The sequence below is a fragment of the Mesorhizobium sp. M0909 genome (genome assembly GCF_040319515.1).
In the GTDB taxonomy this organism is placed as follows: Bacteria; Pseudomonadota; Alphaproteobacteria; order Rhizobiales; family Rhizobiaceae; genus Mesorhizobium.
The window spans coordinates 21,581-35,003 of record NZ_JAMYOA010000002.1 but is presented as its reverse complement, the minus strand read 5'-3'; the positions used below and the strand labels follow the sequence as shown (position 1 = coordinate 35,003).

Here is a 13,423-nt window from a genome sequence, read left to right as displayed (position 1 = left end):
AGCAGGCCGAGCCCTGCCTCTCGCCCGGCCGGGAGAACTGTACGATGAAGCAAAGCGGAGTTGTCTTGCCGCACGGCGGTGGGCGGATGGTGCCGGCTCTCGGGATCGACGTCCATGTGTGGCGGGTTGCTCTCGATGCTCCCCTTTCGCAGTCGGACATGGCCGTGCTCAATCCAGCCGAATTGACCAGGGGCGGACGGTTTGTTTTCGAGCAGGATCAGCGGCGCCATCTGGCAGCTCATGCCGGCTTACGCCGGGTGCTATCCATGTACACCGGCCGAGCGCCGGGAGAGCTCGATCTGCGGGAGACCCCACAGGGAAAGCCGTTCCTTGCGGACGGGCGCCTCGCCTTCAACCTTTCGCATTCGGGGGATCTTGCCCTTGTGGCCGTGGCTGCCGCCGGGCAAGTCGGCGTCGATGTCGAGCGCGTCGCCCCGCGGAGCGGCGAGATGTCCATGGCCCGTTCTCTGTTCGCGCCCGGCGAGATCGCACAACTTGAGTCACTGGCGCCAGAGGCCCGCCGCCTCATGTTCTGCCGGCTTTGGACTTGTCGCGAAGCCGTGCTCAAGGCTGCCGGCGTCGGCCTCGCCGGGGTGGGACTCGAGATTGGGATGGACGGGAGCGGCGAGGCCTATATCCTCTCGCCGCCACTGGAATTGGTTGAACCCCTCAGGCTCATTGAGTTCCGCCCAAGCGCGCACCACGTGGCCGCCGTCGCCTGGAGTGCACGCAGTCCTCAGGTCGTCGCACGCCGCTTCGATTTCGACTTGGGATTGCGTTGACGCTCCGGAACGGGCCTCGGGGAACGCCTGTTTTTGGCGACGAGGATCGAGCGGACGGGTTCTCTTCAAAGGCAGCCACATCGGCCTAAAAACTAATCAAATTGGCCTAAAAAGTAATCAAATCGGCTTAAAAGACACATTTTGCGATAAAAATGCTAACTTGGCGAGTTTTGCTCTTGGAGCTTCCGTTAGGACATGCACTTAAATACGCCGTGACTTTAAGTGCGCCGTGGGTTGGGCAACCCACGGTGTATACTAGGCGGGGGTCTGGGCATGAACATTCATCGTGGGGGCGATGGCCCTCAGCAGGTCATTGAATCAACACAGCCAATCGCAGTTATCGGAATTGGTTGCCGGTTTCCTGGAGGAATCCAGGACGCGGACTCGTACTGGAACTTTCTCCTGGAGAAGAACTGCGGCATCGTCGATATCCCGGCGGATCGATGGAATGTCGATGCTTTCTATGATCCGGAGCCCGATGCCCGGGGAAAGATGCGGACGCGCTGGGGTGGGTTTCTTGCCAGCGACGTTTTCGGCTTCGACCCGAGTTTCTTCGACATGTCGCCCCGCGAGGTGACATCGATGGACCCGCAGCAGCGCCTGGCGTTGCAAGTGGCCTTCGAGGCCATCCAGGATTCCGAGCGCACATTGGCCGACCTGCGCCGCGGGCGCACCGGCGTGTTCATCGGAATCTCGACCAACGATTTCGCGCAGAACCTGCGCCGCGGACGTGTCGGTGGTGGGGATATTTTTGCCGGCACCGGTTCGGCGTTCTCGATCGCGGCCAACCGAATATCCCACCGTTTCGATCTGAAAGGGCCGAGTATCGCCGTCGACACGGCATGCTCGTCGGCGCTCGTTGCCATCGACCAAGCGGTGCGCCACCTGAGCACCGGCACCTGTGAGACGGCGCTCGCCGGCGGCGTCAACTGCATGCTCGATCCAGGCCCGTTTATCGCATTCTCCAGCGCCAACATGCTTTCGCCGACCGGCGGTATCTACACCTTCGACGAAAGGGCGGACGGGTTCGTGCGCGGCGAAGGCTGCGGTTTCGTTTTGCTGAAGCCTCTTGACCGGGCAATTACCGACGGCGACCGGATCTATGGCGTGATCCGTCATTCGATGGTCAATCAGGACGGGTATACGCCCACCCTGACCTCGCCGAGCGGGGAAGCACAGCAAGCGATGCTGGAGGCGCTGGTGGAAGGCGCCGCCATCGATCCGGCCGATGTCGACTATGTCGAGGCCCATGGGACAGGCACGCCGGTCGGCGATCCGATCGAGGCGGCTGCCATCGGCCGCGTGTTCGGTGTGAATTCACGGTCAAAGCCGGCCTATGTCGGATCGTTCAAGCCCAATCTCGGCCACCTCGAATCAGCGTCCGGTATTGCGGGTTTCATCAAGACGGTGCTGACGGCGGGAAAGGGCATCGTGCTGCCGAACCGGAATTTCGAGCGCCCGAATCCGAGCATTCCGTTCGACGCGCTCAACATCGCTGTAGCAACGACGCCGACGCCGATCGACCATCACGGCCGGCCGGTCCTGGCCGTCGTCAACTCCTTCGGCTTTGGCGGTACCAATGCCTCCATCGCAGTGGAAGGATGGCGGGGGTTGTCCGCGAACGCCAACCGTGCGCCAAGGCCGGTGACAGCGGGCCATCCGATAGCCGTCCCGATCTCGGCCGGCAGCACGGCCGGACTCGAACTGTGGGCAGGCCGTCTGGCCGATGCGCTGGAGGAGGGGGGCTCCCTTGCGAAGACCCCGGTCGAAGACATCACCGCCCATTTGAGCAGCACGCGCGATAACTTCGCGCAACGGGCCGCGCTCATCGTCGAGCCGGAGCGTGCCGCGCTCCAGGCCCAACTGCGCGCATTAGCTAAGGGAGCCATCGAGCAAAGCGTGGAAGGGCCGACCATCATCACCGGGAGGGCATCCAACCGTCGGCTCGCCATCGCCTTCTCGGGCCAGGGCGGCCAGTGGTGGGCCATGGCGCGCCGCCTGTTGAAGGAAGACCGTGCGTTTCGCCGAACCGCCGAGATGTTCGACGAGGTGCTGCGTCCGATGGTCGGCTGGTCGACCGTCGAGGAGATGCTGCGGGACGAGACGAAGACCCGCATCAACGATGCCGACGTTACCCAGGCATCCATCTTCACCACGCAGATATCCCTCTACGAGCGCTGGACAAAGGCCGGCGTGCGGCCTGAGCTTCTGATCGGCCACAGCTTCGGCGAGGTCGCGGCCACCTACGTTTCAGGTATCATCGATATCGAGACGGCGGCTCGCATCATTGCCAAACGCGGCCTCATCCCGCTGAAGAGCGAGCGGCGCGGTGCAATGGCCACGATAGGGCTGACGGTCCATCAACTCGAACCTTTGCTGCCCGGTGACGAAAGCGTTGTCATTGCCGCCTACAACGGCCCGATCGCGCAAACGATTTCCGGCATGGAGGACGCGGTGCTTGGCGTACTGGCCAAGGTCGCGGAAGCCTATCCCGATGCGACGGCCCGCCGGATGACCATGGATTTCGGATGGCACAGCGCGCATCTGGAAGACTGCAAGGAATGGTTCCTCGGCGAACTGGGTCCGGTCGCCTGGAAAGAAGGCCGTCTGCCGATCATCTCGACGGTCACCGGCATATTCGAGACGAAGTTCGACGCCGACTACTGGTGGGCCAATTTGCGCCAACCCGTCAGCTTTACCAAGGCCTTGGATTTCACCCTCGATTTCGGCATCAATACTTTCCTGGAAATAGGTCCGCACCGCACGCTGACGCCGCTCATCCGAGGCATCTCGCAGGAGCGCGGGGTAGACGCCGCCGCGGTGAACTCGCTCGATCGCAAAACTGACGATTTCTGGACGCTGGCGCGGGCCGAGGGCAGCCTTCATGTTGCCGGCGTCGAATTCGACCGGCCGAAATCGTTGAGTGGCCACGTGGCCGTTCCCAAGTTACCCTGGAACAACCAGCGCCTGCTGAATACATCCGAGGAAACCAAGAACTTCCTGTTCGAGGCACCCCGGCACGCACTGCTTGGATGGCGCGACTTCACTGCGGCGCCGTCCTGGACCAACGAAATCACGCTCAGAGGCTTCAAATTCCTGGCTGACCATCGGGTCAGCGGCGATTGCCTCTTCCCGGCCGTCGGTTACATCGAAATCATGGGGGCCGCACTGCGCGACCATTTCGGCTCTGAGTCCGTGGAACTGCGTGATTTCAAACTGTACGAAGCGCTTTCCATCGCGGAGGACGACGTCGTACTGTTTACGACGACGTTCGATCCGGTCGGTAGCAGGCTGCGCATCGCCACGTTCCATCGAGGTTCGGAGGATGGCTGGAGGACGCGTGCCGAAGCTTATGGCTTCAGCCACAAATATGAACTTGCACCAGCTCCCGCCGACCTGCTGCTGGATCGCCCGAACCTAGTCGAAAAGACGGAATTCTACCGTCTCGCCGAACGGCACGGGCTTGAATACGGTCCCTATTTCCAGTCGGTGAACGCACTCGACATTGTCGGCGACCGCCTGGTTGCCAGGCTGTCAAGCAAGGATCCCAACTTGGCGAAGCAGTATTTCGCCTTCCCCGGATTGCTGGACGCGGTGCTCCAGGCCGGCATCGGCCTGGCTTCACATCGAGACGGCGTGTGGGTTCCAGGTGAATCGCTGCCGCCGGCTAATGAAGACAAGGCCCAGTATCAGTTGCGCCTGCCAACCGGCGCGCGCAAGATCCTGCTGGGCGCTCCTTTGACGCCCGAGGTGATCGTCGATATCCAGCCGGGTCTCGACCCGTACTCGATGCGGTTCAGTGTGTTCTCGCCGGAAGGGCAGCCGCTCATCGTTCTCGACAACCTTCAGACAAAGGCGCTGGGCAAGGTCAGGGGCAGCAGGGCCAAGCAGGGTGCCGGCTCGGGGTCCAGTGTTTTCGAGGAGCATTTCGAGAAGCAGGAAGCCAAACCGGCAGCGCCCTCATTGCGTTGCGCCCACTGGTTGGTGGTGGGTGATGGAACGCAGCGCCTCGAAACGACATTGGCGGAGTTGGTTAGCCGCGGAGCGACGGTCGAGGTCGCAAACCCCGCGCCGTTCCTCAACCTCGATGCGGATGAAGCGCTCTCCACGATCCGGGCATTCATGACCAAATCGGGTGGGACAGGTGGCATCCTGTTCAGCGCCGCCACCCCCGAAAAACTCGACGACAAAGCAGGCGGGGACGAGCTTCTCGCCAGGATCACGCCTATCGTGCACCAATTGATCACGCTTGGAAAAGTCATCGACCGGCTGCACAGTTCGTCCGAACAGCGGCCCGAACTGGTTGTCGTCACGTCCGGCAGCCGGCTTGTGCAAGGTGACCAGCCGATGAGCCTTTCAGGCCTGAGTGAGAGCGCCTTGATCGGCATTGCTCGCACAATGGCAAACGAGTTCAAAGGTTTGGGCATCCGCCTTATCGATGCGGATCCCACATCGCTGCAGTCGGGGGTGAGCATTTCGGGTGCCGTGCTGGAGGAAACCGCAGAGACGGAATTCGTCCTGCGCGGCGCCGAACGCTATGTCCCGCGGCTGGAGCAACTGGCTTTGCACGAAATGGCGCCGTTGCGGCGGACGCTGGAGACCGCGCGGGATTCTTCCAACTTCGCCGTCACAATGACGGGGCCTGGCACCATCGACAACATCGTACTACGCGAAATCGCCGATCCCGAATTGGCGCCAGACGAGGTCATGGTCGAGGTCGCCGCGGTCGGACTGAACTTCCGCGACATCATGGCGGCCACCAGCATCTTGCCGGACGAGTTGGAGAATGACGAGGCATACTGGCGCAATCTCGGGCTGGAGTTCGCCGGCACCGTCCGCAGGGTCGGCGAACGGGTGACCAATCTCAAGCCCGGCGATCGCATCATGGGCATGGGCAAGGGCTACCTCAGACGCTTCGCCAAGCTCCGGGCGGATCTCGCCATGCGCGTACCCGATGGTATTGATCTGATCGAGGCCGCGACCCTCCCGACAGCCTTCCTTACCGCTCACTACGCTCTCAAACATATCGGCCGATTGGCACAGGACGAAACCGCGCTGATCCATCTGGCTTCGGGTGGTGTCGGGCTCGCCGCCATCCAGGTCGCGCATGATGTGGGGGCTCGAGTCTTCGGCACCGCAGGCAGCGACACAAAACGCGCCTTCCTGAAGACATGGGGCGTGGATGAGGTCATGAACTCGCGCGCTCTCGATTTCGCCGACGAGGTGCGTTCCTTGACGCGTGGCCGCGGCGTCGACGTGGTGCTGAACGCGCTGTCTGGCAACGGCATCGACAAGAGCCTGGAGTGCCTGGCGCCCTTCGGCCGGATGGTCGAAATCGGCAAGCGCGATCTCGCCGACGACAAGCCCATCGGGCTTCGCTCGCTTTATCGCAACAACGCCTATTCGGTCATCGATCTCTCGACGCTTCCCGTCGAGAAGGAGAGCCTCTTCAGACAATTGCTGGCGGAGGTGGAGGCTAAGGTTGCCGCCGGCGTCTATAAGCCGCTGGAGGCGACCCGCTTCCCGGCATCGCGCGCGGCGGAAGCCATGCGCATGCTTTCGCGAGCGCTGCACATCGGCAAGGTGATCGTCACTTTCGACGAACCTTCCGTGGACATCGAACTTGACCTAGGCGCACAGTTCGCCGTCTCCGCTCAGGCTTCCTACCTCGTCACCGGTGGGCTCAAGGGATTTGGCGTTGCGATCGCCGAGTGGCTCAGTCAGAAAGGCGCGGGAACCATCATCCTTGCCAATCGAAGCGGTGTTCCAGATGCCGAAGCGGCTGTGGCTATCGAGATCATGGAGCAACGTGGCACGCGCATTGTTCGCGCCGCTCTGGACGTGACCGATGCCACTGCCGTCGGCAGGCTGATCGGCGAATATGCTGGGGGTGACGCTCCTTTGCGCGGCATCGTGCATGGCGCCGCGGTGATCGAGGACGCTTTCGTCTCGCAGCTCGATGCAGGCAAGATCGACCGTGTGCTGAGGCCGAAGATAGCCGGCGGGTGGAACTTGCACGTCGCCGTTGTCGAACACGATATCCCGCTGGATTTCTTCGTGAATTTCTCTTCGATCGCGCAGGTTATCGGTTCGTCTGGGCAGGCCAACTACACAGCGGCCAACTCTGTTTTGGACGCAATCGCCACGTACCGCAGGGGTCGCAACCTGGCCGGCTCGTCCACCGCCTGGGGCATGATCGCCGGCAGTGGATTCGTTGCCAGGTCGGAAGCAATGACCAACTATCTCGATAGCGTAGGCATCAAGCCGGTTCAGGATTCTGAAGCGGCGGCGGCCCTGTCCTATCTTGTGCGCGCCAGATCGGAGAATCTCGGCTTTGCGAATATCGACTGGGCTGCGATCGCACGCACGAACCCCGGCGCAGCGACGAATCCGAGGATTTCGTCGCTGCTTGGAGACAGAACCGGAGGGCGGTCTCGCATTCAGGCCGAGCTTGCAGCCGCGCCGCGCGAGGCGTGGGACGACCTGCTCGCCGACATGATCCGGCGCGAAGTGGCGAAAGTCCTCAAGGTCGAGGCAAGCGCCTTGGCGGATGACCGCAAACTCAGTGAGCTCGGTCTCGACTCCCTCTCATCGTTCGAACTGAAAAACCGCGTCGAGGCTCAGGTCGAAGTCGACATCCCTGTCGCCAAGTTCCTGCAAGCGCCGACGATCGCGGGACTGTCGCGCCTCGTTGCTTCCGCTTTTGAGGCGAAGCTGAAGGCGTCCGCCTTGCAGGTCCTGGCCGCACAAGCGAGTTCCGATGGCGTTGCAGCGCAGGAAGCCTTCCGGCCTCTTGGCCGCCAGGTCAATGCGATGATGCTGGATGGACTGCCGATGTCGTCGGCGGTCGCAAAGGCGGACAATCAGATCCTGGTCGAGACGAGTATTGAGCCTGGCGTGTCGCTGGCCGCGCTTGCGACAAGATTGGCGCGACTGGTCGAGCGACACGACGCGCTCCGGATGACCGGTGCGATATCGGCGTCCGGCGCCGTGGAGATCGGCTTCGAGGCTCAACCGATTGTTGAAGTGCTTTCGCCGGGCGGTCGTTTGGGCGATGTGGCGCTGCCTGGTCCGCTATGGCGGATCGGCGCGTGGCAGCGGCAGGATGGCGGTCACGAGCTACAAATCCGGGCTCATCGCGCGGCTGCGGACACGTTGTCGGTTCATCTTTTGCTTGCGCAGCTTGTGCAAGGCGAAGCAGAAGCGGTCGAAGCAGGGCCTAGTTTTACCGACTATGCGCGCACAGCTCATCCGATGCCCGGATCGAGCGAGTATCGTCGCGACCTCGCCTATTGGAAGGAGATACTTCACCACGCGCCTGCGATCGCACCGATCCCCGGCCGCAGTCGTGCCGCGTCTCCCGTCGGTATGGGAACCAACAGGGGCCGTGTCGGGTTGCTGGAGATCACGCTTCCAGCAGCAGCATTCGCATCGGGATCGGAGTTGACGGCCGCGCGCTTTCTGGCCGCCTATGCCAAGGCCTTGGCAAGCCGCCTCTCGCTCCAATCAATCGTCGTCGACCGCTGGTATAGCGAGCGCGGGCAGGGAGCACCAAGCGGATTGATAGGCCCCTTGGATGGGTCCTATCCGATTGTCCTGCGAGCCATGAATGAACTCGGTTACGATCTGCTGAGGAAGGTCGAGCGTGCCGACGCAAACGGCCACGCGCATCGGTCAATGGATACGTCGTCTCTGGAACTGGCGCTCGAAGAAGATCTGCGCATTCGCCATGTTTCGCTGCGCCAATTCGGCTTCGCTTTTCTCGACCGTAGTCAAGTTACGGCGCTCGCCGCCTTGGACCATCCTCTCGATGCGATCCCCGCATCCGCGCACGAGATACAATTGTCCGCAGCGACCAGCGAAGCCGGCGTTGTCTGCCGGCTGACCGTGGATCTCGACGTCGTCGAAGAAGCAGCAGCGCGGTTGCTACTCGATCAGTTTCTCGACGAGCTTTCCTCCGAGCTCGAAACGTCAGGCCGCCTGGTGCCCATCGCAATGGGCTGGAGTCTGCGCGAGTGGTCTGGTCAGCCGAGTGGAGGCCAGGATGTCGAGCGCTCACCGCTCAACGGCGTGCCCAACGTCGAAAGAGAGATAGCAGTAACTAGCACGCAATTGGGATTACTGCGTTTCCAGGAACATCCAGACGCGACTTCGCATGCGCGTGCCGCATTCATTGTAAGCAAGGAGTTCAAGATCCGGCCGCAAATGGACGCCGATCGTCTCAGACGGGCGATCGAAACGGTCATGGCGCGACACGAGGTGATGCGTACCCGGTTCTTCCGCAAGGGGGCTAGATACGGCGCGTATCTGGAAAGGACCCCGACCGATTTCTTCAGGGTCGAGCAAGTCGCCGACGAATCCGAAGCGTTAGAGCGCGCAACCGAACTCGCGCAGGAAGGCATAGATATCCAGGCGCCGATGTTCCGGGTCACCGTCATCCGGTTCGGCTCCGAGAGCGACCTTATCGTCGCCAAGGCACATCATCTCGTTATTGACGGCTATTCCCTCGGCCTCATCGTCGAGGAAACAGTCAAGGCTTATCTCGGCCTGCCTCTTGATCCGGTGGAAATGAGTATCGACCGATTCATCCGGGATTTCGACCATGTCGGAAAACCCGGTTCGTTCGAACGGCGAGACGCATTCCTGCGCAAGGTATTCGCCGAGCCCTTGCCGCAAATTCCCAATCTCGGGCGCAAGGCGAAAGGCCGGCGGACGAATGTCAACCTGATCGATTGCAGCCTTAGCGAGGACGTGACGCTCTCGATAGCCAGCGACCAGCAGGATGCGCTGCGCAAGCGTGCCAGGGCAGCCGGCACGACGGAAACGGCCATGATCATCGCGGCCTTTGCGCAGACCATCGGGGCGCGCGGCGGCGTGGACGATATAGTGATGCAGGTTCCAGCAGCCTTGCGCCACGACCGGCGGCTGGAGAACTATGTCAATTTCGTCGCCTCGGACGTCCCCGTGCGTGCGCGGCTGTCGCGGTTCGAGACAATCGAAGCGCTAGCCGGTTCGCTCGGAGAAGGGATCGAAGAGGCTATCCAGTTCGCGCCCTTCATGGATTCGAACTACTTCGGAGACGTGCATGACGAAGTCGTGGCCAAGGGCTCCTATACCTCCCTCTTCGTCGCCGGCACCCAAACAGTCGACAGATGGACACGCGCCACACAGTCGGCCCCGCTTCAAAGGGCCCATGCCAGTGGCGAACTTGATCTCGGCATGTTCAAAGTGACGCCCCTGCCTGACATGCGACGAGAAAAACCACGTACCAGCGAGATGGATCTGCGTACCTTTCCGACCGCGAACGGTCTTGGTCTGACCTTGATATTCGACCAATTGGGCTATGACCGTGCAGAAGCAGAAGATATCCTGAGGGAAGTCATCGAACGGCTGTTGGCTGGGCAACCGGCGGTCGATGCAGCCGAGCAGGCGGCGATATAGTGATGCGTCGATTCAGGGTCAGCGGGGCCGGTGGAAGCCGGTGCAGGTAAAAGGCACGTGATTCGCTTCATCTTAATCTTGTTTGCCGTTCTGGCGGCAGTCGGGCTTTTTTCTGGTTGGTATATCTGGCCTGCTCAGGTGGAGTCCTATGTCGCCCAGCGAAGGCTGATCGCGCGTGAAATCGCCGGACCCGGCCTCCTTGGTGCAACCAACCAGGTCGTCGTGACGGCAAGGATCCAGGCATTCCTGGCCGACGTTCGCGTCGACCGGAATGACGAGGTAAAGACCGGCGATATCCTCGCCACGCTAAACGCGACTGAAATCGAGTATCAGCTTGCCGCAGCGGTCGCCAACGACCGGGCCGCTGCGGAGAGCGTGCGCGAGGCCGAATTGGAGCGTGACCGGCTGGTTATCGCCGCCCGTACTGCAAAGGCAGATCTGGATCGCAGGAAGAGCCTGCTCGCCAGCAAATCGATTTCTCAGGCCGAGTTCGACCTCTTCGAAGGCACCCAGAAGCAAGCCGAGGCCGCATTGGCGCGAGCGACCGCTAGCATCGAGCGCGCAAAGGCCCAGGCCGCGGCCGCCTCCGCCGAGGTCGAGCAGATACGGAGCCGTTTCGGCGAAACCTCGATACGCTCGCCTGTCAATGGGGTGGTGGTTTCCCGCAGCCGCACGGTGGGAGACCTGCTTTCTCCGGGCGTCGAACTGATGCAGATCGTCGACCCGACGTCATTGCTGGTCATGGCACGCTTCGACGAATCCGCGATGGGGTCGCTTCGGCCGGGGCAAGTAGCCAAAGTCACCTTCTCATCGGATCCGCAACGGCCCTACGCTGCTTCCATTGCGCGGATCGGCCGGCAGGTCGATCAAGAGACGCGCGAGTTCACGGTCGATCTTAAATTGCGCGAGGTGCCGGCGAACTGGGCTGTGGGTCAGCGTGCAAGCGTCACCATCCAAGCGGAATCGCCGTCACCGGGCATTGCGGTGCCACAGCGGTTCCTGGCGAGAAACCAGGGACGGGTGGGTCTTTGGATTGCACATGACGGGCGGGCCTATTGGGCTCCTGTTTCGCTGGGCTACTCCAGCGGCACCGATATCGAGATCACGCGCGGCCTAAAGGTCGGCGATGTCGTGCTCAGTCCGACAGGCCGCTTCCAGTACCAAGCGGTTAACCTCCAGGCATTGAGCAGGTGAATCTCGCGGTCAAAGATATCAGGCATAACCTGCTGAGGTTCATCCTGACCGTTTTCGGCGTCGGCCTGCTGATGGCGGCGACGATCGGCATGCTGGGCATGTATCGCGGCATCGTCTACGAAGCCTTGATCGTGATCGACGGCATTGGTGCCGACCTCTGGGTCGTCGAAGGGGGAAAGTCCGGACCGTTCGCCGAATCCTCCGCCGTACCGGCCAATCTCGATCGCCGCGTGGCCGGTGTGGCCGGTGTGGCGGCAACGCGGCGGTTCATCCAATACAACCAGCAGTTCGAAATTGACGGGCTTCCGCTGCGAATGTCCGTCACTGGTGTGGACTATCCAAGCGACAGTGGCAGCTGGATACCGTTGATCGCCGGCCGGTACTTCCAATCAAATCGCTACGAGGCCATAGCCGACAAGACTTTAGGCCTAGTTGTGGGTGACGAGATCCGGCTTGGACGAGATAGCTATACGATTGTCGGCGTGTCAGCCGGGCAGGTCGACATGGGTGGCGACGGATTGTTGTTCGTCACCATCCCGGACGCGCAGGTCATCAACCGACTGCTGCCCAGCGAGGCGATCCTCCTCAACCGTGCGGCCAAGGGCAAGACGCGCATGGGTCTCGGCGACGAGACCGGAAGTGTCGCTGCGGTCATCGTCGAAACTCTCCCGGGCGCTGACAAGGAGGTCGTGCGTGACTCGATCAAACGCTGGGGCGACGTCGAGGTCCTCACGCAGCAGGACCAGGAAACGCTTCTACTGGACGGCCGCCTCGGCAAGCTCCGCGTCCAGATCCTGGCTTTCACGACGATGACGCTGCTGATCTGCTGCGCCGTCATAGCACTGACCATCTATACGATGACAATCGAGAAGGTCGCGCAGATAGCACTTCTGAAGCTGATCGGCGCCCGTGACCGGGTGATCATCGGCATGATTGCGCAGCAGGCGGGGTTGATCGGCTTTTGCAGCCTCGTTCTGGCCATAGCCATCTCGTTTACGATCTATCCGAGATTTCCGAGAACTGTGCTGATGACCGAATCCGATCTTGGCGTGTTGTCGTTCGTGCTGATGGCACTCAGCCTTGCGGCCAGCTGGTTTGCGATTCGTCGCGCGCTCGCGGTCCGTGCACAGGAAGTGTTGGCCTGATGTCGAAGCGCCGCCTCGCCACGCTGGAGGTTCGGAACGCCAGCAAGGTCTACGAGAGCGGCGGCTCGCCGGTCACCGCGTTGGCGGCAGGTTCGCTGACCTTGAGCCCCGGCAGTGTTACCGGTATCGTCGGGCCCAGCGGCTCCGGCAAGACGACGCTGCTGATGATCGCCGGTCTGCTGGAGACACCGACAACGGGAGAGGTCCTGTTCGACGGCAAGGTGATTTCGCGTCCCGGTGCGAAGCTCAACGAGCTACGGGCCTTCAGGCGGACCCATCTTGGGTTTGTGTTCCAGAAAGCGAACCTGATCCCCTTTCTCACGGCCGCCGAAAACATTGCCATCGCCATGCAGGTCAATGATGTCGGTCGCCAGCAGGCGCAGGCGCGAGCCAGCCGGCTTCTCGCCGCGTTGGGCATCGAACATCGCGGCTCCAATTATCCTTCCCAACTTTCCGGCGGCGAACAGCAGCGCGTTTCAATCGCCAGGGCCTTGGCAAACGATCCCACCGTTATTCTAGCCGACGAACCTACCGCCGCACTGGATGGTACACGGGCGGAGATGGTGATGAAGGTTTTCAGGCATCTGGCGGACAGCCGCAATGTCGCGATCTGCGTTGTGACCCACGATACGCGCTGGAAGACGTATTTCGATTCGATGCTCGAGCTCGAGGATGGGCGGGCACGAGAGCCGTCTCCCTTTGGCATGATGGCTGAACGGCATTGATCACCGCTCGACGCGGCCATGGCGCGGTATTCCCGCAGAGAAGATGTTATGGCGATCCAACACGCGCCGCCTTCAATGTCATGGGCTGCACCGGCCGAAAGGACTGTCAAAGACTTACGAGTTGCTGGCCGAAGCG

General features: G+C 61.8%; 5 protein-coding genes. All 5 read left to right on the top strand.

What is annotated here, in order from left to right; genetic code table 11:
* The first annotated feature begins 44 nt into the window (after positions 1-44).
* The 5 genes from NKH83_RS02785 to NKH83_RS02765 all read left to right on the top strand — a co-directional run bounded on the left by NKH83_RS02785 (position 45) and on the right by NKH83_RS02765 (position 13,287).
* Complete coding sequence (locus NKH83_RS02785) at positions 45-782, top strand: 4'-phosphopantetheinyl transferase family protein (RefSeq protein ID WP_352478373.1); 738 nt, start codon at positions 45-47, stop codon at positions 780-782.
* A 273-nt stretch (positions 783-1,055) separates the two neighbouring features.
* Positions 1,056-10,223, top strand: a complete 9,168-nt coding sequence (locus NKH83_RS02780) for an SDR family NAD(P)-dependent oxidoreductase (protein ID WP_352802006.1) — start codon at positions 1,056-1,058, stop codon at positions 10,221-10,223.
* 57 nt (positions 10,224-10,280) lie between these two features.
* Positions 10,281-11,417 (top strand): efflux RND transporter periplasmic adaptor subunit, encoded by a 1,137-nt coding sequence (locus NKH83_RS02775; RefSeq protein ID WP_352478377.1) that lies wholly within the window; start codon positions 10,281-10,283, stop codon positions 11,415-11,417.
* Positions 11,414-12,562 (top strand): ABC transporter permease, encoded by a 1,149-nt coding sequence (locus NKH83_RS02770; protein ID WP_352478379.1) that lies wholly within the window; start codon positions 11,414-11,416, stop codon positions 12,560-12,562. The genes NKH83_RS02775 and NKH83_RS02770 overlap by 4 nt, the downstream gene beginning before the upstream one ends.
* Positions 12,562-13,287 carry an ABC transporter ATP-binding protein gene (locus tag NKH83_RS02765; RefSeq protein ID WP_352478380.1) on the top strand — a complete coding sequence of 242 codons (726 nt, stop codon included), beginning with the start codon at positions 12,562-12,564 and terminating at the stop codon, positions 13,285-13,287. Before NKH83_RS02770 ends, NKH83_RS02765 begins: the two co-directional genes overlap by 1 nt.
* The last annotated feature ends 136 nt before the right edge of the window (positions 13,288-13,423 follow it).

Bases quoted from the DNA above. Each gene is read 5' to 3' on its own strand.
- NKH83_RS02785 (WP_352478373.1), top strand. From the start codon at position 45: ATGAAGCAAAGCGGAGTTGTCTTGCCGCACGGCGGTGGGCGGATGGTG.
- NKH83_RS02780 (WP_352802006.1), top strand. From the start codon at position 1,056: ATGAACATTCATCGTGGGGGCGATGGCCCTCAGCAGGTCATTGAATCA.
- NKH83_RS02765 (WP_352478380.1), top strand. From the start codon at position 12,562: ATGTCGAAGCGCCGCCTCGCCACGCTGGAGGTTCGGAACGCCAGCAAG.